Here is a 22,521-nt window from a genome sequence, read left to right as displayed (position 1 = left end):
TGATTAATTAAAATCAATTAAAAATATTAATAATAATGTATATTATAAAAATAATGGAAATTTTGGAGGAATTAATATGATATTCGATAAAATAAAGGAAATAGTAGTAGAACAATTAGGAGTGAATGAAGAGGATATAAAATTAGAAACTAGATTTATAGAAGATTTGGATGCTGATTCTTTAGATTTATTCCAAGTTATCATGGAACTAGAAGATACTTTTGATGTAAAAGTAGAAGATGTTGAAAATATAAAAACTGTTTCAGATGCTGTATCATTTATTGAAAAAGCAACAGCTAATTAATATTGGAGGTAAAACTATGAAAAAGGATATATGTAATCTCATAGGTATTAAGTATCCTATTTTTCAAGGGGGCATGGCCTGGGTTTCTGATAGTAACTTAGCGGCTGCTGTGTCAAATGCAGGAGGATTAGGAATTATAGCAGGAGCTAATGCTCCTGCTAGCCATATACGAGAAGAAATCAGAAAAACAAAAAAGCTAACAAATAAACCTTTTGGATTAAATATTATGCTTTTATCCGATAATGCTGATGAGTTGGCAGATATAGCAGTTGAGGAAGGTGTAAAAGTTATAACAACTGGCGCTGGTAATCCTGGTAAGTATATTGAAAAATGGAAGAATGCAGGCATCATAGTTATTCCAGTAGTAGCTTCTGTAGCATTAGCCAAAAGAATGGAAAGAAGTGGAGTAGATGCTGTAATTGCAGAGGGATGTGAATCAGGTGGTCACGTTGGTAAGTTAACAACAATGGTTTTACTTCCACAAGTATGTGATGCTGTTAACATTCCAGTTATTGGAGCTGGCGGTATTGCAGATGGTAGAGGTATTGCTGCTGCTTTTATTCTTGGAGCAAGTGCTGTTCAAATTGGAACAAGATTTTTAGCTTCAGAGGAATGTCAAATACATCAAAATTATAAGAATGCAGTAGTTAAAGCTAAAGATATTGATACTGTGGTAACTGGAAGATCTACTGGTCATCCTGTTCAAGTTTTAAAAAATAAATTAGCTAAAGAGTATTTGAAGCTTGAAAGCAATAATATAAATGTGGAAGAACTTGAGGAATTAGGAAAAGGTGCCTTGAAAAAAGCTGTCGTAGATGGAGATATTGATAACGGGTCGTTAATGGCAGGTCAAATATCTGGAATGGTAAACAAAATACAAAGTGTAAAAGAAATAATTGAAGAAATGTTTAATGAATATGAAAATATTAAGTGTAATTTAAATTCATAAACAAATGGAGGAATTATGAGAATAGCTTTTATTTTTTCTGGCCAAGGTTCACAATATGTTGGCATGGGCAAGGAATTATATGATAATTATCCTGTTTGTAGGGATGTTTTTGATAGAGCAAATGAAATCTTACAATTCGATATTAAAAATATGATTTTTAATGGTAATAGAGGGGATTTAGATATTACAGAAAATACTCAACCAGCAATTCTAACAACGTCTATTGCAATTCTAAGAATACTAAGTGAGAAAGGAATCCACCCTGAAATGGTTGCAGGTTTGAGTTTAGGAGAATACTCTGCTTTAGTTGCAAGTGATTCAATTGACTTTGAAAGTGCACTAAAACTTGTTAGGAAAAGAGGTCAATTAATGCAGGAAGCTGTACCTTCTGGACTTGGTGCGATGGCAGCAGTTATAGGGTTAAATGAAGATATAATTAAATCTAATTTAGATAGTATATCTAATAAAGGTATTGTTGAAATAGCTAATTATAATACACCTAATCAAATTGTAATTGGAGGAGAGAAGGAAGCTGTAGAATTAGCAGAAATTTCTTTAAAAGAAGCTGGTGCAAGAAGGGTGATCCCATTAAAAGTTTCTGGTCCTTTCCATACATCTATGTTAGATGAAGCTTCAAAAAAATTAGCTTTACATTTAAATGGTACTATATTTAACGAACCAAAAGTAAAAGTTATTACAAACGTAACTGGTGACTTCATTAAGAATAAAGATGAAATCAAAAGTTTATTAGAAAAACAAGTTAAATCATCTGTTAAATGGAGTAATACAATTGAAAAGATGATTGATGAAGGCATTGATACTTTCATAGAAATCGGTCCTTCTAAAACATTAAGTAGTTTCGTTAAAGAAATAAGTAGAGGAAAAAAAGCTAAAGTAAATATTTTTAATGTAGAAGACTTAAGCTCACTTAATAAGACATTAGAAGGAGTTGAAACTAAATGTTAAAAGATAAAAACATTGTAGTAACAGGTGCTACTAGAGGAATCGGTAAAGAAATAGCACTAACATTAGCACAAAATGGTGCTAATATTGCTATAAATTATAGAAATTATAATGATGAAATAGAAGCATTAATTAATTCTATCAAAGAATTAGGGGTAGATGCTATTGCTATAAAATGTGATGTTAGTAAATCAGAAGAAGTAGATAACTTTATATCTGAGGTTAAAAATCATTTCAGCTCAATTGATGTTTTAGTAAATAATGCTGGAATAACTAAGGATGGCTTATTATTAAGAATGAAAGATGAAGATTTTAATAGTGTTTTAGATGTAAATTTAAAAGGAACATTTAATACTACAAAATCAATATCCCCTATAATGATCAAGCAAAAGCATGGAAAGATTATCAATATATCTTCTGTTGTTGGTATTGTAGGAAATGCAGGTCAATGCAATTATGCTGCATCTAAAGCAGGCGTAATAGGTTTTTCTAAATCAGTTGCTAGGGAACTGGCTTCAAGAAATATAAATGTTAATGTTGTTGCTCCGGGATACATTGATACTGATATGACAAAAAATTTATCAGATAAAGTAAAAGATGAAATATTGAAAACTATACCTATGAAAAAAATGGGTAATCCTAAAGAAGTTGCTAATTTAGTATTATTTTTATCATCAAATTTATCTGACTATATTACTGGTCAAGTAATAAATGTTGATGGTGGAATGGTAATGGCTTAAAGGGAGGTTTTACTTTGAAAAGAAGAGTAGTAGTAACAGGGCTTGGTGCAGTAACACCAATTGGAAATGATGTAGAGAGTTTTTGGGCTGGAATAAAATCAGCTAAAAACGGTATAGATGAAATTACTTTATTTAATGATGAAAATTTAAAAGTTAAAATGGCAGGAGAAGTTAAAAACTTTGATCCTACATTATATATGGATAAAAAAGAATCAAAGAGAATGGATAGATATACTCAGTTTTCAATAGCTGCAGCTAGTGAAGCTTTAAAGGATAGTAAAATTAATCTTGATGAAGCTAATAGAGAAAAAATAGGTGTATTCTTTGGTTCTGGAATTGGAGGACTATCAACACTTGAATCTCAAATAAGAACTTTAGTAACAAAAGGACCTAATCGAGTTTCTCCATTAACTATACCTATGTCTATATTAAATATAGCATCTGGAACAATAGCCATTAAATTTGGCTTACTTGGTAGTAGCTTTAGTATTACGTCTGCGTGTGCATCTGCAACTCATTGTATAGGTGAAGCTTATAGAAATATAAAGGATGGCTATTGCGATGTTATATTTGCTGGTGGAGCAGAAGCTTCAATTTGTGAATTTGGTATTTCTTCATTCCAATCATTAACTGCATTAAGTAAAAGTGAAGATAGAAATAGAGCTTCTATTCCTTTTGATTCAGAACGAAGTGGATTTGTAATGGGAGAAGGTGCAGGAGTATTAATATTAGAAGATCTTGAAAGTGCTTTAAAAAGAGGCGCACATATTTATTGTGAAATTGTTGGCTATGGTTCTACTTGTGATGCATATCATATAACTTCACCTTGTACTGATGGTGATGGGGCTTATAGGGCTATGAGAGATGCAATGTTAGATGCAGATGTTGAACCTAGTAAAATCTCTTATATTAATGCACATGGAACTGCAACTGAAATCAATGATAAAGTAGAAACATTAGCAATAAAGAAAGCTTTTGGAGATAACTATATGAAGCCATATGTTAGCTCTACAAAATCAATGACTGGTCATTTATTAGGTGCAGCAGGTGCAATAGAAGCTATTGCTTCTATTAAAGCAGTAGAAGATAACTTTGTGCCACCGACTATAAATTATGTTCATCCTGATCCTGATTGTGATATAAACCTAATAGTGAATGAAGGTAAAGAAAGTGAGCTTGAATATTCTATGTCAAATTCATTAGGATTTGGTGGGCATAATGCAACTCTTATATTTAAAAAATGGAGGTAGCTTAAATTGTTAGACTATAACCAAATTAAAGATTTGATAAAGGAAATAGATTCTTCATCATTAAGAGTTTTCGAATTAGAAGATAGTGACATTAAATTAAAACTAAGTAAGAATAACACTACTAACTGTATCAACGAATCTCTAAATGATTCCCAACAAGATGAATTAAGTAAAAATATAAATAATACTGATAATAACACAATCATAACAGATAGAAGTGATAATATACCAATTATTGATGAAAATATAACAATTGTAAAATCACCTTTAGTAGGCACATATTATTCATCTTCAACTCCAGGCGGAACACCATATGTTGAAGTAGGTACAACAGTAAAAAAGGGAGATGTGTTGTGCATTATTGAGGCAATGAAGATAATGAATGAAATAACTGCTGAAGTAGATGGAAAAATAATTGAAGTTTTAAGAGAAGATGAAGATATTGTAGAGTTTGGAATGGAGCTATTTAAAATAGTTTAACAATACTTCATTAATAAGTAAGGAGAATTTTTTTATGGATATTAATGAAATAAAAGAAATATTACCCCATAGATATCCTTTTCTATTAATAGACAGGGTTATAAATATAGATGGAAATAAAATAGTTGCAATCAAAAATGTTACAGCTAACGAAAATTATTTTCAAGGACATTTTCCTATAGAACCTGTAATGCCAGGAGTGTTAATAATAGAGGCTTTAGCCCAAACAGGAGCAGTAGCAATATTAAGCAAAGATGAATTTAAAGGTAAAATTGCTTATTTTGCTGGTATAGATAAAGCTAAATTTAGAAGAAAAGTTGTACCAGGTGATACATTAAGATTAGAAGTTGAACTTACAAAACTGCGCGGTAGAGCTGGAGTTGGCTATGGTATAGCTTATGTAGATGATAAAAAGGTATGTGAAGGAGAATTAACCTTTATGGTAGGTTAATGGAGGTATTTTTATGATTAGAAAAGTTTTAATAGCTAATAGAGGCGAAATCGCTGTAAGAATTATTCGGGCTTGTAGAGAAGTGGGAATAAAAACTGTTGCTATTTACTCTGAAATTGATAAAAATGCCATGCATACAGAACTTGCAGATGAAGCTATTTGCGTTGGAACTTCAAAATCTAAAGATTCTTATCTTAATGAAAGTAATATATTGAGTGCTGCCGTAGTTACTGGTTGTAATGCCATTCATCCTGGATTTGGTTTTTTATCAGAAAAGGCAAGTTTTGCAAGTATGTGTGAAGAATGTAATATAAAATTCATAGGCCCTAGCAGTGAAACAATTAACATAATGGGTAACAAATCAATGGCACGTGAAATAATGAAAAAAGCAAATGTTCCAGTTATTCCTGGAAGTAATGGACTTATAAATAATATTGAAGAAGCTAAAATAGAAGCTAAAAAAATAGGATATCCTATAATGATAAAGGCCTCATCAGGTGGTGGAGGTAAAGGAATAAGAATAGTACCTAATGAATCTGAATTGGAAAATGCATATTTTACAGCTAAAACAGAAGCTAAAAATAATTTTGGTGATGATTCTGTTTATATGGAAAAATTTATTGAAAATCCAAGGCATATTGAATTTCAAATTTTAGCTGACTCTTTCGGAAATGTAATTCATTTAGGTGAAAGAGATTGTACAATTCAAAGAAGAAATCAAAAGGTTCTTGAAGAAGCACCATCTATAATTTTAAATGATGAATTAAGAAAGAAAATGGGAACTGCTGCAATTAATGCAGCAAAAGCAGTTAATTATATAAATGCAGGGACTATAGAATTTTTGCTTGATAAGCATGGTAACTTTTATTTTATGGAAATGAACACAAGAATACAAGTTGAACATCCAGTTACAGAAATGATAACTTCTGTAGATATTGTAAAGGAACAATTAAATATAGCAAATGGTAAGGAATTAGAATTATCCCAAGAGGATATTATGATTGAGGGTCATGCAATTGAATGCAGAATTAATGCTGAAAACCCTAATAAAGGTTTTGCTCCATGTCCAGGTAAAATAAATTTTTTAAATATTCCTGGTGGAAATGGCATAAGAGTAGATACTGCTGTTTACAATGGTTATAGTATTCCACCTACTTATGATTCAATGATCGCTAAGCTTATAGCTCATGGAAAAACTAGAGAAGAAGCTATAAGAAAAATGCTAAGAGCATTAGATGAATTTGTCATAGATGGTGTTGATAATAATATAGATTTTCAAATTAGTATATTAAATAATGAATTATTTCGCTTAGGAAATTATGATACTAGTTTTATAAGCAAGGAATTTAAACTATAAGTTGGTGATATTATGAGAATTTTTAAAAAGAAAAAGTATGGAGTTATAAATGTTCCTTTCATTGATAACAAAGATATCCCAATAGTACCTGATGGAGCATGGGTTAAATGTGACCATTGTGGCAAAATTTTATATAAGAAAAATTTAGAAGAAAATTATTGTATCTGTAACAACTGCAATCATTATTTTAGATTATCAGCTTACGATAGAATTAACTTGATATGTGATCAAGATTCATTTATAGAATTTAATAGAAATATGGAAACAAATAATCCTATGAAATTCCCTGGATATGAGAAGAAAATAACTAAATATAAAGAAGAGTCTGGAATTACGGAAGCTGTTATTACAGGTACAGGTTTAATTAATGGTAACAAATCGGTACTATGCGTAATGGATTCTCATTTTATGATGGGAAGCATGGGAACTGTTGTTGGTGAAAAAATTACATTAGCCGTAGAGAAAGCTACTGAAGAACATTTACCAATAATAATTTTTACTGCCTCAGGTGGAGCTAGAATGCAAGAAGGTATTTTATCATTAATGCAAATGGCAAAAGTAAGCGCAGCTCTTGCTAGACATAATAAGGCAGGGCTACTTTATATAACCGTATTAACAGATCCAACTACTGGTGGTGTAACAGCAAGCTTTGCAATGTTAGGAGATATAATTTTAGCTGAACCACATGCATTAGTAGGCTTTGCAGGAAGAAGAGTAATTGAAGGAACAATTAAAGAGCAATTACCAGAAGACTTTCAAAGTGCTGAGTTTTTATTAGAAAAGGGATTTGTTGATAATATTGTAAAAAGAGATGAAATGAAAAATGTTTTATCACTTTTATTAGAGTTGCATAATCAAGCAGGAGGTGATTCTATTGACAAAAACAATTAAAGCTTGGGATAGATTATCTATAGCCAGAATGATTGATAGACCAAATGCAGAGGACTATATAAAATTAATATTTGACAATTTTTTCGAATTACATGGTGATAGATATTATGGAGATGACAAAGCTATAATTGGTGGCATAGGAAAGCTTGAAAATACTCCTGTTACTATAATAGGAATTCAAAAGGGTAAAAACTTAAAGGAAAATATGGAAAGAAATTTTGGATCACCTTATCCAGAAGGTTATAGAAAAGCACTTAGATTAATAAAGGAAGCAGAAAAATTCAATAGACCAGTAATTTGTTTTATTAATACTTCTGGGGCTTACTGTGGAGTTGAAGCTGAAGAGAGAGGTCAAGGAGAAGCTATTGCGAGAAATCTTTTCGAAATTTCACAAATCAAGACCCCTATTATTTCAATTATTATTGGTGAAGGTGGAAGTGGTGGTGCAATTGCATTAGCTTGTGGTGATAGAGTATGGGCTTTAGAAAATTCAGTTTATTCTATCTTATCACCTGAAGGGTTTGCCTCAATTTTATTAAAAGACTCATCAAAAGCAAAAGAAGTTGCAGATGTAATGGGTATAACTGCTTATGATCTGCTATCTAAAGGTATAATTGAAAAAATAATAAATGAACCTACTGGAGGAGCTCAAACTGATATTAAATCTGTAGCTAGTGATTTAAAGAAATGTTTAATATCTGAAATTCATGATTTAAAATCTATAGATATAAATCAGCTTATTACTCAAAGATATGAGCGTTATAGAAAGTTTTATTAAAATAAAGGAACAAGTTATTGATTTAACCTGTTCCTTTATTTTTTAAGGTAATTATACAGAGGTATGTGTAGCTCAATACACAAAATGTATCTTACATTAATAATTATTGCCATTTTTTTCATTTTATACACTTAAAATAAAATTTTTTTATACTTATAAAATTAAGCCTTTCAGACTAATATAATAATAACTGAAAGGCTATATATAGGAGAATATTATGAGTTTTTTGATATTATATATTATATGGTATAAATTTTAAATTATGATTGATCATATTTTTATTTAGGAGGAGATAACATGAATAATTCAATAAAAAATGCAGTGTTTTATCACATATATCCATTAGGCTTTTGTGGAGTGATAAATAGTAAAGTAAATACTGAAAAAAAAGCTGGATTATCTAAGATCGATGATAAATGGATAAATCATTTCATTCAACTAGGAATAAATGCTATTTACTTTGGACCATTATTTCAATCTACCTACCACGGATATGATACTATTGATTATTCAAAAATAGATGATCGATTAGGAACAAATAAGGATTTTCAACAATTAGTAAAAAAATTACATGATAATAATATTAGTGTAATTGTAGATGGAGTCTTTAATCACGTTGGACGTGAATTTTGGGCATTTAAAGATGTTATAGCTAAAAAAGCCCAATCGCCATATGCATCATGGTTTAATATTAATTTTAATGGAAATAGTAATTACAATGATGGCTTCTATTATGAAGGATGGGAGGGACATTATGATTTAGTTAAACTTAACTTAAATAACAAAGACGTTAAAAATTATCTTTTCAGTGTAATTGATAAATGGATAGATGAATTTGAAATAGATGGTATACGATTAGATGTTGCATATTTATTACCTAAAGAATTTTTAAAAGAGCTTAGAGAAAAAACAACTTTATTTAAAAATGATTTTTGGTTAATGGGAGAAATGATTCATGGTGATTATAATAGCATAGCTTCACCAGAGATGTTGCACTCAGCAACTAATTATGAGCTATATAAAGGCTTATATTCAGGCCACAATGAAAAGAATTATTTTGAAATTGCGTATTCTCTAAATAGAGAATTTGGTGATTATGGTATTTATAAAAATATAGATTTATATAATTTTGTTGATAATCATGATGTAAATAGAATTGCTTCAATGGTTAATACAAAAGATTATTTAAGAAATATATACACAATTCTATTTACCATTCCAGGAATACCATCAATTTACTATGGAAGTGAATGGGCAATAGAAGGTGATAGAAAAGTAACTGATTTAAACCTAAGGCCAGAATTATTTTTAGAGGATTTTGAAAACAATAATACTGCAAAAAGCATTGAAAAATTTATTTCTAATTTAATATCTATTAGAGTAGACAATATAGAGTTAACACAAGGATGTTATAAAGAACTCTTAGTTAAAAATAAACAATTTGTTTTTGGCCGAGGATATAATAATAAATGGATTTTAGTTGCCTTAAATCTTGATGATAAGGAAGAAAGATTAGACTTAAATCTTCCATTCAATAATGTAACTTTAACTAATTTATTAGATAAAAGTGAAAAATTAAATGTTGATAATCATAAATTAAGCATTTCTATACCAGCATTTAGTAGTAAAATATTAAAGGAAGAATAACAAGTTATAGCTACACAAAGTATAAATAGATTATAGATAATTTATACTTTATGTAGCTTTTATTTTTAATTAATGCTCATCAGCACATGCATTAATTACATATGAAAATGATAAAATTACAAATATTGCTGTATTAATAAATACAATTGGTGGCATAAATGTACTAATTAATTTTAGTGTATAAATAGGATATGGAATTCTTAAAGCATAATTAGTTAAATGTTTTATTAATACTATAGAAAAAATACTGAGTATAAAATAAATGAATTGCAATATAAATGCTTTTTTACAGTAATACTCAATATATTTCTTATTATAATTTAAATAATAAATAATTATTGGATAGAGCCAGTTAATATAACATAACTTAGAGTGAAAAAGTAAAAGTATTGGTATTAAATACACAGAAACTATAATCCATTTTTTCTCTAATACACATGTAATACTATTTGTTTTTAAATAGCTTTTATCCGTAATAATTCCTCCAAATATAAATAATATATTAAAGTATATTATTTATATTAATAAACTATTATCAATGTATTTACTTTTTTGTAAATAGTTTATTAATAATATTGACAATAAAAATTAAAGTAGTAAAATAAATATTATAGTATTAGCACTCAACGTTATAGAGTGCTAACAATAACTTATGAGATTAAAAAGGAGAGAGTTTTATGGAAACAAAACAATTTAAAGCAGAGTCTAAAAGATTATTAGATTTGATGATTAATTCAATTTACACTCATAGAGAGATCTTCTTAAGGGAGCTAATATCAAATGCAAGTGATGCAATTGACAAAATATATTACAAAGCGCTAGTAGATGAAAATATAAGCTTTGACAAAGATAATTATTTCATCAAAGTAACTCTTGATAAGGATTCAAGAACAATAAAAATTAGTGATACTGGTATAGGTATGACTAAGGAAGATCTTGATGATAACTTAGGGGTTATAGCTAAAAGTGGTTCCTTAAAATTTAAAAAAGAAAATGAAATTAAAGATGGTTATGATATCATAGGACAATTTGGTGTAGGATTCTATTCATCTTTCTTAATTGCAGATAAGGTTACTGTTATAAGTAAAGCATATGGAAGCAATGAAGCGTATAAATGGGAATCATGTGGTGTTGATGGATATACAATAGAACCATGTTCTAAAGATTCTATTGGTACAGATATAATTTTACATGTAAAAGAAAATAGTGAAGATGAAAATTTTGATGAATATTTAGAAGAATATAAGATTAGATCATTAATTAAGAAATACTCTGACTTTATTCGTTATCCAATTAAAATGGATATAACTGAAAGAAAACTTAAAGAAGGTTCAGAAAACGAATATGAAGATATTATAGAAGAAAAAGTAGTAAATAGCATGGTTCCTATTTGGAGAAAAAACAAAAATGAACTTACTACAGAAGACTATGATAACTTCTATAAAGAAAAACACTATGGCTTCGATAAACCTTTAAAACATATTCATTTAAGTGTTGATGGAACAGTTAGCTATAATGCAATTTTATATATTCCTGAAAATATGCCTTATGATTTTTATACAAAGGACTATGAAAAGGGGTTAGAGCTTTATTCTAATGGAGTAATGATCATGAATAAATGTTCTGATTTATTACCTGACTACTTTGGATTTGTAAAAGGTATAGTTGACTCTGAAGATTTATCATTAAATATTTCAAGAGAAATATTACAACATGATAGACAATTAAGATTTATTGCAAAAAATATAAAAAATAAAATAAAAAGCGAACTTGAAAAAATGCTTAGAAATGATAGAGAAAGCTATGAAAAGTTCTATAATGCTTTTGGAAGAACACTTAAGTTTGGTGTGTATGATAACTTTGGTGCAGAAAAAGATGTTCTTCAAGACTTACTAATGTTCTATTCATCAAAAGAAAAGAAGATGACTACTTTAGATGAATATGTAACAAGAATGTCTGATGACCAAAAGTATATTTATTATGCTGCTGGAGAATCTATTGATAGAATAGAAAAACTTCCTCAAACAGAATTATTACTTGATAAAGGATATGAAATATTATACTTTACTGATGATATTGATGAATTTGCTATTAAAATGCTTATGAAGTATAAAGATAAAGAATTTAAATCAGTATCAAGCAGTGATTTAGGTATTGAAAATAATGATGCAGAAATAAAAGAAGAGGAAAATGATGCAGAAAACAAAGCATTATTTGATTCAATGAAAGATATTTTAAATGGAAAGATTAGTGCTGTTAAAATTTCTAAGAGATTAAAGAATCATCCTGTTTGCTTATCAAATGAAGGAGATTTATCAATTGAAATGGAAAAGGTATTAAATCAAATGCCTAATGCACAAGGTGTAAAAGCAGATAAGGTACTTGAAGTAAATGCTAATCATGAAGTTTTTAAAGCATTAAAGGATGCCTATGAAAATGATAAAGATAAATTGAATTTATATACTAATATTTTATATAATCAAGCATTATTAATTGAAGGATTAAGCATATCAGATCCAGTTGAATTTACTAACGACATCTGTAAATTAATGAAATAGTTCTTGAAAAATTTCCTGGGCAATATTGGTAATATCTCTTGAACAACGAAAAAGAATGTTATTAGAAATAAATCTAATAACATTCTTTTTATTATTCATATTTAAATTTAACACTAATTTCCTTGACTTCACCTTTAGAATTTTTTCTAATTGTAAAATTCTTTATGTCTTTAAATTCATTATCTAATTGATAGGCTAATTCATTAATAGTTGCCTTACATTTCTTAGATAAGTCATTGTCTTCAACAATTGTAAATCTAGATTTTTTACAAGTAGTTTCATTTTGAGAATCATCGATTACTACATAATAATCAGAAGTCTCCTCAATAACATAATATTCTTTGTTTAAAGTTAAACTATCGCATAAATTATTATTTATACATCTTAAAATCATATTTAATTCCTCCCTAACCCTTTTGCCTATATTATAGGACAAAATCCATAAAAATAAAATTGGAATTTCATCTGAATTTAATAATACTTTTTAGTAGGAAATTATATTATTTACATAAATATATTTTACAACTCCTATTATTATCTTGTATAATCAACTTTGCATACATTTACGTGCATAACTTAAGAAGAAAATAGTAATATAATGTGGAGGGATATCATGAGTATAAATGATAATTTATTAAATGAGAAAATTAATCAATTGAAAAAAGGTCTTGAAATTGTTGGTGCAAATGAAAGTTTATATAAAAAAACTAATGATGAAATTATAAACAATATTTTGGATATGGCTTTTACAGGAGAAATCTTAAAGTTCACTATTAATAATTCAGAATATACAATTAATGAATTAATTCAATTTAAACAAGCTTATGAAAAACATTTCTTAAAAAATAAACTAACAACATTAAATGCAATTGTTTATAAAATAAAGAAATATGATACATCATTAGATTCATTAATTAGAAAGTACAAAAAGACAAGGGGAATAGAAGAATATAATAAAATTTATGAAAGCATAACTAAAACTTATAGACTTGATATAAATAAATTAGTATTATCTAGTATAAATAATATAGAAAATATTACTGATTTAAATGAGCAAGAACATTTTTACGGAGATTATTTAAATCAAAAAAGAAAACAAATAATAGATGGTGTAGTTAGTAAAGTAGGGATAGTTTAATACTATCCCTTAAACACCTTTATTGTTAAAGTCAGGTACAAAATCTTCTGTATCAGTTCCAGCATCTTGAATAAACCCATTTTTAACACCAATAGATAGTGCATAATTTATTAAAGAATCATAAACCTTAGGATTTATTGATTTGTTAATTTCAGGATAATCCTTTGCATTATATAGAGGAGTATATTGATTCATCAAGGAAATATACACTTTATCTTCAAATGTATTATAAATTAAATCTAAAATCTTTTTTGAATCAAAAAGTAATCCTGGCAACATTAAATGCCTTACAATTACCCCCTTTTTCATTATTCCATTATCATCAAATACTGGAGTACCTACTTGCCTAACCATTTCTAATATTATTTCAATAGCATTTTTTGAATAATTATTTACTTTTGAATATTTCAAGGAGTATTTATCATTAAAATATTTAAAATCAGGTAAATAAATATCAATATATCCCTCTAGCAATTTAATAGTATCTATATTATCAATAGAATTAGTATTATAAACTATTGGCAAAATTAAACCATTTGCTTTTGCAATTTTTATAGCTTCAATAATCATAGGAACATAATGGGTTGGGGTAACTAAATTAATATTATTTGCCCCTTTGTGTTGTAATTCTAAAAATATTTCTGAAAGTCTCTCTATTGTTATTTCCTTTCCATATCCATTTTGCGATATTTTAGAGTTTTGACAAAATACACATTTCAAATTGCAATTTGAAAAAAATACTGCTCCAGATCCATTTTCCCCTGAAATACAAGGTTCTTCCCAAAAATGCAAATCTGCTCGTGCAATCTTAATTTTATTATATGTTTTGCATACTCCCATAACATTTTGATTTCTATTTACTTTGCAATTTCTAATACATAAATTACAACTATTTAATAAATTTATATCATTCATATTTAACACCTCATAAGTGAAATTCATGTTTTTAATTCAGTTAATGAACTCTTTCGACCATAAAATGAAAAGATAGTTATTAAAAGTATAGCAATTTATAATGAATTAATCAATTTAAGGTATTATATAGTTATTTCCTGCTATTTGTGGTATAATTGACTCATAATCAAAATGTTGAGAGGTGTAAGATGAATACGGTAACGGTTATAATAAATGGTGTCGAATACAACTTAAGAGGAAAAGAAGACGAAAAATATTTGTTAGACGTTGCAGCTTACGTTGATACTAAAATTAGAGAAATTTCTGGAAGTAATAAAAAACTTAGTACAAGTTCTGCAGCTGTTTTAACTGCTGTTAATATAGCAGATGAACTTTTTAAATGTGATTTAGAAATTGGAAATATAACTAAGAAAAAAAATTCTCTTGAAGAACGTCATTTAACACTTAAAGAACGTTTAAGAGAATTAAAAGTTGAGATAGATGAGACTGCAAAAGCTAGAGCTGCCGAGGTAGATTCCTTAAATTCAATGATATTCCAAATGGAAGAAAAGTTAAAAGAACACGAAGATATAAAGACACTTAATTCAGAATTAATGAAAAAAATCGAAGAATTAACTAAATTAAATAATGATTTAACATTTGAAAATAATACCTTAAATGAAGAAGTTCAAAAATTAAGTTCTGATAACATAAAATTAGAAACAACCATTAAAAATTGTACAGAAGAAATAAATAGTAGAGTTGCTATAGAAGAGTATGATGAACTTTCAAATAAGTTACAAAAAACTCAAAAAATAAATGTTATGCTTAGCGATGAAATTGATGATTTAAAAGAAAAAATAGAAAGTTTCAATTTAAAAATTAAAGATTATACTAATCAAAATGCAGAACTACAGGAAAATATATCAACTTTAAATGAGTGTATTAAATTTAAAGAGGCTGAACTTAAAGAGTTTAAAGAACTTAATATCAAACAAAACTTAGAAGAAAAAAATATTTTAGAAAATAAAATTTCTATTTTAGAAAATGACTTGCAAGATGCATTAAATAAAAAAGAGCTATTCAAATCTCGCAATAAGGAAATTAATTTCCAATTACAAAACTTCAAATACAAAGTATTAGATTTAGAAAAGAAGTTAATGGATAGTCAATTCAATTTAGCGGTTGAAAAAAGAGAGAAAAATCCACTATTAAGATAAGTCTGTTCAATCATGAGCAGGCTTATCTTAATTAATGTAGAAAAACATATTTAATTATGTTATAACAGTAAGTAGTTTATTTTATAAGTATGAGAATAGTAAATACTTAGTGAGCGAATAGTAAAATAAAACTTATAAATTTATTTTGCTAATTCATTTTTACGAATGATAACATTATTATTGAAACTTAGGAGAGATTTTTATGAATAAAATTGAAGTTTTAGCACCTGCTGGAAGTATGGAAAGCTTATATGCAGCAATTAATAAAGGTGCAGATGCAGTGTATCTAGGAGGAAATAAATTTTCAGCTAGAGCGTATGCTTCAAATTTTGATAACGAAAATATGAAAAAGGCAATTGATTATGCTCATAGTTATGGAGTAAAAATATATGTTACATTAAACACTATATTAAAAGAAAATGAAATTGATGAAGCCGTTAGATATGTAGGTTATCTTTATGAAATAGGTGCAGATGCATTAATAATTCAAGACTTAGGTCTATTTAAAAGAATAAAAGAAGAATATGATGATTTAGAAATTCATGCTTCAACTCAAATGACTATACATAATGGTGAAGCGGCTATTTACTTTAAGGAAAAGGGATTTCACAGAGTAGTTTTATCAAGAGAAATGTCTCTAGATGAAATTAAGTATATTTCTAAGGAATTAATGATTGAAACTGAAATGTTTGTACATGGTGCAATTTGTATAAGTTATTCAGGGCAATGCTTAATGAGCTCTATAATTGGTGGAAGAAGTGGAAATAGAGGTAGATGTGCTCAACCTTGTAGAATGGAATATACACTTCAAGGTGAAAAGTCAGGTGAACAAAGAGGATATTTACTTAGTCCAAAAGATATGTGCACAATTGAAGATGTTAAGGATATCGTTGATACTGGTACTTTCTCATTAAAGATAGAAGGAAGAATGAAAAGACCAGAATATGTAGCTGGTGTAGTTGATAATTACAGAAAAGCTGTAGATAAAGTTATATTAAAGAAAAAATATAATGAACAAGAAGGTAAAGGACAGTTATTACAATTATTTAATAGAAGTGGCTTTACTAATGCTTACTTAAAAAGCAATACTGGCAAAGATATGATGAGTTTTAATTCTCCAAAAAATACAGGTGTACCTCTAGGGCAAGTAGAAAAAAATGGGGAAATTAAACTTAAAGCAGATATTGCTTTAGGGGATGGTATACGTCATGCAGATAAAGGCTTCACTGTAAGTAAAATATTAATTAATGGCAAAGAGCAAAGTAATGCTAAACGAGGAGACATAGTTAAACTTTTCCCTATTAATTATAAAAATGGTGAGCAGTTGTATAAAAGTTTGAATAAAGAGCTTTTTGATGAGTTAGAAAATTATATTAAACCATATGCTAAAAAAATATCTTTAAATGCGACTGTTAAATTTGTTGTAGGTTCTCCTATAGAATTAAATATAATATATAAAGGAAAAGATTACTGCTTTACTGGTGGAGTTGTACAAAAAGCTGAAAAGCGTCCTTTAGATAAAGAGAGAATAAAAGAAGCATTAATTAAATCAGGTGATGTACCATTTAAATTAAATATTGTTGAATTTACAGATTTCGAAGATGGATTTATGAGAGTTTCTGATTTAAATAATTTAAGAAGAGATTCTATAGAAAGCCTTATAAAAAGCATTTGTAAAGAATCAAGAAGAAAACGTCCCATAAAAAAGGAAGCTTCATCTGAAAAAACTAAAGCTACAGTAGATGGTCCAAAAGAACTTTATAGCTGTATTACAAAGAATCAATTAAATGCCTTACTAGATTGTAATATAAATAATATTGCCTTTGATATTTTTAGTAGAGAAGAAAATGCATTAAGATTTTCAGATATAATTGATACATTTGAAAAGTACAATGGAAATATTAACTTATATATAAAGACTTCATCTATAATTAAAGGTGAGTTTAATAAAGTTTGTAGTGTTATAGAAAAAGTTAAACCTTATATAAAAGGAATAATAACTTCTAACGTTGGATTAATAAATTTATATAGAAATTCTCTTCAAATTATAGGTGATTATAAACTTAACATAATGAATACACAAAGCTTAGAATTTTATCAATCAGAGATTTCTATTCCAACTTTAAGTATGGAACTTAATAGAGGAGAAATTAAAGAAATACTACGTAAAAACAAAGGTAATAATGCTTATGTAATTTATGGTAAACCTGAATTGATGATAAGTGAATATTGTCCAATAGGAAGTACATTTGGTGGGAGAAAAACAAATGTTGATTGCAATGCTATTTGTACTAGGGATAAATTCACTTTAATAGACCGTGTAAATGAAAGATTAAGAGTAATGACAGATTTATTCTGTAGAAGCTACATTTTAAATCCTGTACCTTTAAACTTATTTGATGAAGCTAATTACTTAAAAGATATAGGAATAAAAACTTTTAGATTTGATTTTAGGGATGAAACTTATAATGAAGTAAAAGATGTTTTAAATATGTATTTAGGTAAAACTGAATATGATAAAGCTAATTATACAAAAGGTCAATTTAGAAGGGGTATAGAATAAATTTAGGAGGGTTATTATGAAAATAGTGAACATAGTATTTCTAATTATTATATTTATTTTTGGTGTTTTCCAAATGCGAAGCTCTTCTTCTGTTCTAAAAACAGATTGGTTTAAAAGTTTAACTTATAATGAAAAAATAAATACTACTGCAAAAGTTAAGGCAAATTGGAAAAGAAGTATAATATTATTAGCTATTACTGTATGTGAAATGCTAATTTTAATTTCATCATTTATTGGTAAAAATCATAATCATGAAAATATAATTAATATTGCATTATTAATTATAAGTGCAATAGTTACAATATCATTAATTATTAATAATCAAAAGCTAAATAAAGAATTAAAAAAATAGCATTTGTATAGGAGAAATTTATGAAGGAAAGAACTTTAAGAATTTTAGAATTTAATAAAATTAAAAATAAATTAAGAGGATATGCAGTAACTAGTGGTGGTAAGGAACTTATTGATTTCCTTACACCATATGATTCTGTTTTTGAAGTAGAAAAGAAACTTGAAGAAACTAATGAAGCTCTAGATATATTAATTCGCAAAGGAACACCTCCATTTGAAGGATTACATGAAACTAAAGAGGAACTAGAGAGAGCTGGCAAAGGTGGAACTCTTAATCCTGGGCAATTAATGAAAATAGGGAATATGCTTAGATGCTCAAGAAGATTTAAAGAATATGTTGCTAGAAAAGAGGATGAGATTGGGTATAAAAATCTTGAAGACTTAGCTTATATTTTAGTTCCATTAAAAAACTTAGAATCAGAAATAGATACTGCTATTATTTCTGAAGAAGAAATTAGTGACAAAGCAAGTGGTACGTTATATAACATTAGAAGAAGTTTGAAGGAAAAAAATTCTTCTGTTAGAGAAAAGATTAATTCTATTGTTAGAAGTAATTCAAAGTATTTACAGGATTCTCTTTACACTATGAGAGGAGATAGATATGTAATACCTGTTAAAGCTGAATATAAGGGAGCTGTTCCTGGCTTAGTTCATGACCAAAGTTCAACAGGTGCTACTTTATTTATCGAACCAATTAGCTTGGTAAACTTAAACAATGAAATAAAAGAATTAATGCTAAAAGAAAAAGCTGAAATCGAAAGAATACTTAGTGAACTTTCTGCCAAAGTATACGATAATATCGATATTTTAAGAAGTAATGCAGATATATTAAGAGAACTTGATTTTATATTTGCAAAGGGTAAATATGCATCATCTTTAAATGCTACTAAGCCAACTGTAAGAACAGATAGAAGTTTTGATATAATTGGTGGAAAACATCCTTTAATAGATCCAAAGGTTGTAGTTCCGTCTGATATTTATTTAGGTGATGAATTTACAACTTTAATGATAACAGGACCAAATACAGGTGGTAAAACTGTTACATTAAAGACAGTTGGTTTATTACATTTAATGGCATTAAGTGGACTTTTAATACCAGCTAAAGATGGTTCTGCAATTGGATTTTTTAAAGATATATTTGCTGATATAGGTGATGAACAAAGTATAGAACAATCATTATCTACCTTTTCATCTCATATGACAAATATTGTGTCAATTTTAGATTATGCTAATTCTGATTCTTTAGTATTATTCGATGAGTTAGGTTCTGGTACAGATCCAACTGAAGGAGCTGCTTTAGCCGTAGCAATTATTGAAACTTTAACTAAAAGAGGTTCTCGTATAATAGCTACAACTCACTATAGTGAATTAAAAGGATATGCACTTCGTACAGTTGGTGTTGAAAATGCTTCAGTTGAATTTGATGTAGAAACATTAAGACCTACTTATAGATTGTTAATAGGTGTTCCAGGTAAGTCTAATGCATTTGAAATTTCAAAAAGATTAGGATTAAATGACGATGTAATAGCTAATGCTAAAAACTTTATGTCTGAAGAAAACTTACAATTTGAAGACTTAATTAGAGATCTACAAGAAAAAAGTATTATCGCTAATAGAGATGCTAGAGAAGCAAAACATATAAAAGAAGAAGCTGAAAAATTAAAATCAAAATATGAAGAAAAATTAAAAAAATTAGATACTGTTAGAGACAAGGTTTATGATGAAGCAAGACAAGAAGCCAAAGATATTGTTTCTAGAGCAAAAGATGAAGCTGATGAAATAGTTAAAGCTATGAGAGAACTTGAAAAAATGGGAATTGCAGAAGGCGGAAGAAATAGATTAGAAGAAGAAAGAAGAAAATTAAAAACTAGTCTTGAAGAAAAAGAAGCTGCAATGTTTAAATCAAGAGAAAATACTGGTGAAGTTATTAGTAAGGTTAATTTAGGTATGGAAGCATTTTTACCTTCATTAAATCAAAGAGTTATTATAGTATCCACCCCTGATAATAAAGGTGAAGTACAAGTAGAAGCTGGTATAATGAAAATCAATGTAAAATTAAAAGATTTACGTAAAGTACCAGAAGAACCTAAGAAAAAGGAAAAGAAAAAAAGAGAGGTTAAGTTAAACTTGAAATCAGTTGATAGTAGAATCGATTTAAGAGGAATGGATTCTGAAGAAGCTTGTTATAGAACTGATAAATATTTAGATGAAGCTTATCTTGGTAACTTAGGTGAAGTAACAATAGTTCATGGTAAAGGAACTGGTATCTTAAGAAAGGCTATTAATGATATGTTAAAGAGACATCCACATGTTAAATCTTATAGACTTGGTGTATATGGTGAAGGTGGAGATGGTGTTACTATTGTTGAATTAAAATAGAGATAAAATATTAATGTAAATTCAGTTGAAACCCCTCCTCATTATGCTATAATTAAAGCAGACTAAGGAGGGATTTTATGTATCTAATAAGCGCATGTTTATGTGGTGTTAATTGTAAATATAATGGTGCTAATAATTATAATGAAATATGCGATAAGTTATTTGCTTCAGGAAAAGCAATATTAGTCTGTCCTGAACAGTTAGGGGGATTACCTACACCTCGTATTCCAAGTGAGATAATAAATTATTCTAAAGAAAACTCACAGAAAGACATTACTATTATAAATAAAAATGGAGATAATGTTAGTAAAGAATTTATTAAAGGTGCACAAGAAGTATTAAATATTGCTAAGAAATTAAATATAAAAAGAGCAATATTAAAAGAAGGAAGCCCTTCTTGTGGCGTTAATTACATATATGACGGAAACTTTAATGGCACTAAAATATCTGGAATGGGGATTACAGCAAAAATTTTGAAAGAAGCATCTATAGAAGTAATTAGTGAAAAGGATTTAGGAGGTAATATAAATGGGTATATTTGATTTTTTTAAAAGAAAAAAAGAAGAAAATGATGAAATAGCTTTAGATGAAGCTTTAAATATAAAAGAAATTAATGAAGATGAATTTAATGATCAAATGAATTCAGAAATAGTTACTGAAAGTGGTTTTAATTATAATTTTGTTATTGATCATGTTGAAGAATATCACAATAAAAAACATCTTTCTCCTGAAGAATTAAAAGCACTTATAACTGGTGAAATATTAAAGGTAGTTGATAAGTCTCAAAACTTTGATTCAATGGAACTTTATTCTAAAGAAGCTGCAAAGGAAATAGGAATTGAAAATATATCAGCATTAACAGAATTTTTATACGGTGGGATTTCAAAACCATCATATTTAAAAGGTAGATATAATGGCTTAGGTGAATGGCCTACAGCTGTAAAGAATGCAGTATTAACTATACTATATTCTTTTAATGAATATAGTGTTGATGAATTATTAAAAATAGCAAATGATAAATCTGCAAATAGTATTAAAGCTGTTAACTTACTTTGTAAAATGGCCGCAAAAGGAATAGAAGAAGATAAAATTATAGATTCTATAATTTATATTATGGATAGTTTTAGTGATGAAAATATAATATCAACTTTAGGATTTTTATCACAGGTAAAAAATAATAATAAAGTTTTAAAAACCTTAGAAGTATACTTTAAAAAATACATTTATGATAATAATATTGAATCAGCGTATGATATAACTTTAAGTATAATAAATAATGTCGGTACATTCACAAGAGAACAATTAATATTCTTAAAAGCAGTAGCATTAAGTGATGAAGTTTTAGAATTATCATTAATATTAAAGGATGAAGATGGTGAGTTTGATTTATCTTCAGTAACAGAGGATTTAAGACTAAAAGCAGCATTAAGTTTTTATTCTTTACATGATAAAGATGAAGAAATTAATAGCAAATTACTTTATTTAAGAGATAATTCATTAGATATTGAACTAAGAAAGTATCTAACTGATATATTAGGTTAATAAATTTATAGAAAAAGAAGAATAAGATATCTTATTCTTCTTTTTTTACAAAAAAATAGAAAAGTA

21 protein-coding genes are annotated in these 22,521 nt (G+C 27.7%); 19 read left to right on the top strand and 2 right to left on the bottom strand.

Annotated elements, in window-relative coordinates; genetic code table 11:
- The first annotated feature begins 76 nt into the window (after positions 1-76).
- The 12 genes from acpP to htpG all read left to right on the top strand — a co-directional run bounded on the left by acpP (position 77) and on the right by htpG (position 12,368).
- Entirely contained in the window at positions 77-304 is a 228-nt protein-coding gene (gene acpP, locus I4V63_RS01020; protein ID WP_195999444.1) for an acyl carrier protein, read from the top strand.
- Positions 305-320: 16 nt separating this feature from the next.
- Positions 321-1,253: an enoyl-[acyl-carrier-protein] reductase FabK gene (gene fabK, locus I4V63_RS01015; RefSeq protein WP_195999443.1), complete on the top strand. Its 933-nt coding sequence runs from the start codon at positions 321-323 to the stop codon at positions 1,251-1,253.
- Between the two features lie 12 nt (positions 1,254-1,265).
- A complete protein-coding gene (gene fabD, locus I4V63_RS01010) occupies positions 1,266-2,219 on the top strand; it encodes an ACP S-malonyltransferase (RefSeq protein ID WP_195999543.1) in 954 nt (317 codons plus the stop codon).
- Positions 2,213-2,956: a 3-oxoacyl-[acyl-carrier-protein] reductase gene (gene fabG, locus I4V63_RS01005; protein ID WP_195999442.1), complete on the top strand. Its 744-nt coding sequence runs from the start codon at positions 2,213-2,215 to the stop codon at positions 2,954-2,956. The genes fabD and fabG overlap by 7 nt, the downstream gene beginning before the upstream one ends.
- 14 nt (positions 2,957-2,970) lie before the next feature.
- The gene (gene fabF / locus I4V63_RS01000; protein WP_195999441.1) at positions 2,971-4,206 is read left to right on the top strand and encodes a beta-ketoacyl-ACP synthase II; all 1,236 of its coding nucleotides are present in this window, start codon (positions 2,971-2,973) and stop codon (positions 4,204-4,206) included.
- Positions 4,207-4,212: 6 nt separating this feature from the next.
- Positions 4,213-4,686, top strand: a complete 474-nt coding sequence (gene accB / locus I4V63_RS00995) for an acetyl-CoA carboxylase biotin carboxyl carrier protein (RefSeq protein WP_195999440.1) — start codon at positions 4,213-4,215, stop codon at positions 4,684-4,686.
- Between the two features lie 34 nt (positions 4,687-4,720).
- Positions 4,721-5,137 (top strand): 3-hydroxyacyl-ACP dehydratase FabZ, encoded by a 417-nt coding sequence (gene fabZ, locus I4V63_RS00990; protein WP_195999439.1) that lies wholly within the window; start codon positions 4,721-4,723, stop codon positions 5,135-5,137.
- A gap of 13 nt (positions 5,138-5,150) precedes the next feature.
- The gene (locus I4V63_RS00985) at positions 5,151-6,494 is read left to right on the top strand and encodes an acetyl-CoA carboxylase biotin carboxylase subunit (protein WP_195999438.1); all 1,344 of its coding nucleotides are present in this window, start codon (positions 5,151-5,153) and stop codon (positions 6,492-6,494) included.
- 12 nt (positions 6,495-6,506) lie between these two features.
- On the top strand, positions 6,507-7,385 hold the full coding sequence (accD, locus tag I4V63_RS00980; RefSeq protein WP_195999437.1) for an acetyl-CoA carboxylase, carboxyltransferase subunit beta: 879 nt from the start codon (positions 6,507-6,509) through the stop codon (positions 7,383-7,385).
- Positions 7,363-8,163, top strand: a complete 801-nt coding sequence (locus I4V63_RS00975; protein WP_195999542.1) for an acetyl-CoA carboxylase carboxyltransferase subunit alpha — start codon at positions 7,363-7,365, stop codon at positions 8,161-8,163. The genes accD and I4V63_RS00975 overlap by 23 nt, the downstream gene beginning before the upstream one ends.
- A 297-nt stretch (positions 8,164-8,460) precedes the next feature.
- Positions 8,461-9,810 carry an alpha-amylase family glycosyl hydrolase gene (locus I4V63_RS00970; protein ID WP_195999436.1) on the top strand — a complete coding sequence of 450 codons (1,350 nt, stop codon included), beginning with the start codon at positions 8,461-8,463 and terminating at the stop codon, positions 9,808-9,810.
- A 677-nt stretch (positions 9,811-10,487) separates the two neighbouring features.
- Complete coding sequence (gene htpG, locus I4V63_RS00965) at positions 10,488-12,368, top strand: molecular chaperone HtpG (RefSeq protein WP_195999435.1); 1,881 nt, start codon at positions 10,488-10,490, stop codon at positions 12,366-12,368.
- Between the two features lie 91 nt (positions 12,369-12,459).
- Here the strand turns inward: htpG and I4V63_RS00960 are convergent, their stop codons facing one another.
- Positions 12,460-12,762 carry a hypothetical protein gene (locus I4V63_RS00960; RefSeq protein WP_195999434.1) on the bottom strand — a complete coding sequence of 101 codons (303 nt, stop codon included), beginning with the start codon at positions 12,760-12,762 and terminating at the stop codon, positions 12,460-12,462.
- Positions 12,763-12,981: 219 nt separating this feature from the next.
- Between I4V63_RS00960 and I4V63_RS00955 the strand changes: the two genes are divergently transcribed.
- Positions 12,982-13,506, top strand: a complete 525-nt coding sequence (locus I4V63_RS00955) for a hypothetical protein (RefSeq protein ID WP_195999433.1) — start codon at positions 12,982-12,984, stop codon at positions 13,504-13,506.
- A gap of 9 nt (positions 13,507-13,515) precedes the next feature.
- Here the strand turns inward: I4V63_RS00955 and I4V63_RS00950 are convergent, their stop codons facing one another.
- The gene (locus I4V63_RS00950) at positions 13,516-14,421 is read right to left on the bottom strand and encodes a radical SAM protein (protein ID WP_195999432.1); all 906 of its coding nucleotides are present in this window, start codon (positions 14,419-14,421) and stop codon (positions 13,516-13,518) included.
- A gap of 188 nt (positions 14,422-14,609) precedes the next feature.
- Here I4V63_RS00950 and zapA point away from each other — a divergent pair, with 188 nt between their 5' ends.
- The 6 genes from zapA (at position 14,610) to I4V63_RS00920 (ending at position 22,455) form a co-directional block, all read left to right on the top strand.
- On the top strand, positions 14,610-15,620 hold the full coding sequence (gene zapA / locus I4V63_RS00945; protein WP_195999431.1) for a cell division protein ZapA: 1,011 nt from the start codon (positions 14,610-14,612) through the stop codon (positions 15,618-15,620).
- 202 nt (positions 15,621-15,822) lie between these two features.
- Complete coding sequence (locus tag I4V63_RS00940; RefSeq protein WP_195999430.1) at positions 15,823-18,183, top strand: U32 family peptidase; 2,361 nt, start codon at positions 15,823-15,825, stop codon at positions 18,181-18,183.
- 16 nt (positions 18,184-18,199) lie between these two features.
- A complete protein-coding gene (locus I4V63_RS00935; RefSeq protein ID WP_195999429.1) occupies positions 18,200-18,535 on the top strand; it encodes a hypothetical protein in 336 nt (111 codons plus the stop codon).
- A gap of 20 nt (positions 18,536-18,555) precedes the next feature.
- Complete coding sequence (locus I4V63_RS00930) at positions 18,556-20,913, top strand: endonuclease MutS2 (RefSeq protein WP_195999428.1); 2,358 nt, start codon at positions 18,556-18,558, stop codon at positions 20,911-20,913.
- A gap of 77 nt (positions 20,914-20,990) precedes the next feature.
- The gene (locus I4V63_RS00925; protein WP_195999427.1) at positions 20,991-21,455 is read left to right on the top strand and encodes a DUF523 domain-containing protein; all 465 of its coding nucleotides are present in this window, start codon (positions 20,991-20,993) and stop codon (positions 21,453-21,455) included.
- Entirely contained in the window at positions 21,442-22,455 is a 1,014-nt protein-coding gene (locus tag I4V63_RS00920; RefSeq protein ID WP_195999426.1) for a hypothetical protein, read from the top strand. The genes I4V63_RS00925 and I4V63_RS00920 overlap by 14 nt, the downstream gene beginning before the upstream one ends.
- Positions 22,456-22,521 lie beyond the last annotated feature (66 nt).

Source organism: Clostridium sp. 1001271B_151109_B4, from assembly GCF_015670405.1.
In the GTDB taxonomy this organism is placed as follows: Bacteria; Bacillota; Clostridia; order Clostridiales; family Clostridiaceae; genus Clostridium.
Note: the sequence above shows the minus strand (reverse complement) of the source record. Positions and strands in the feature narration are given on the sequence as shown.

Excerpts from the sequence above, each read along its gene's own strand:
- I4V63_RS00960 (WP_195999434.1), bottom strand. The coding sequence starts at position 12,762 with ATGATTTTAAGATGTATAAATAATAATTTATGCGATAGTTTAACTTTA.
- I4V63_RS00935 (WP_195999429.1), top strand. The coding sequence starts at position 18,200 with ATGAAAATAGTGAACATAGTATTTCTAATTATTATATTTATTTTTGGT.
- acpP (WP_195999444.1), top strand. The coding sequence starts at position 77 with ATGATATTCGATAAAATAAAGGAAATAGTAGTAGAACAATTAGGAGTG.
- I4V63_RS00940 (WP_195999430.1), top strand. The coding sequence starts at position 15,823 with ATGAATAAAATTGAAGTTTTAGCACCTGCTGGAAGTATGGAAAGCTTA.
- I4V63_RS00950 (WP_195999432.1), bottom strand. The coding sequence starts at position 14,421 with ATGAATGATATAAATTTATTAAATAGTTGTAATTTATGTATTAGAAAT.
- I4V63_RS00920 (WP_195999426.1), top strand. The coding sequence starts at position 21,442 with ATGGGTATATTTGATTTTTTTAAAAGAAAAAAAGAAGAAAATGATGAA.
- fabG (WP_195999442.1), top strand. The coding sequence starts at position 2,213 with ATGTTAAAAGATAAAAACATTGTAGTAACAGGTGCTACTAGAGGAATC.
- fabZ (WP_195999439.1), top strand. The coding sequence starts at position 4,721 with ATGGATATTAATGAAATAAAAGAAATATTACCCCATAGATATCCTTTT.
- I4V63_RS00985 (WP_195999438.1), top strand. The coding sequence starts at position 5,151 with ATGATTAGAAAAGTTTTAATAGCTAATAGAGGCGAAATCGCTGTAAGA.
- htpG (WP_195999435.1), top strand. The coding sequence starts at position 10,488 with ATGGAAACAAAACAATTTAAAGCAGAGTCTAAAAGATTATTAGATTTG.
- I4V63_RS00925 (WP_195999427.1), top strand. The coding sequence starts at position 20,991 with ATGTATCTAATAAGCGCATGTTTATGTGGTGTTAATTGTAAATATAAT.
- I4V63_RS00970 (WP_195999436.1), top strand. The coding sequence starts at position 8,461 with ATGAATAATTCAATAAAAAATGCAGTGTTTTATCACATATATCCATTA.
- I4V63_RS00930 (WP_195999428.1), top strand. The coding sequence starts at position 18,556 with ATGAAGGAAAGAACTTTAAGAATTTTAGAATTTAATAAAATTAAAAAT.
- accD (WP_195999437.1), top strand. The coding sequence starts at position 6,507 with ATGAGAATTTTTAAAAAGAAAAAGTATGGAGTTATAAATGTTCCTTTC.
- I4V63_RS00955 (WP_195999433.1), top strand. The coding sequence starts at position 12,982 with ATGAGTATAAATGATAATTTATTAAATGAGAAAATTAATCAATTGAAA.
- zapA (WP_195999431.1), top strand. The coding sequence starts at position 14,610 with ATGAATACGGTAACGGTTATAATAAATGGTGTCGAATACAACTTAAGA.
- fabK (WP_195999443.1), top strand. The coding sequence starts at position 321 with ATGAAAAAGGATATATGTAATCTCATAGGTATTAAGTATCCTATTTTT.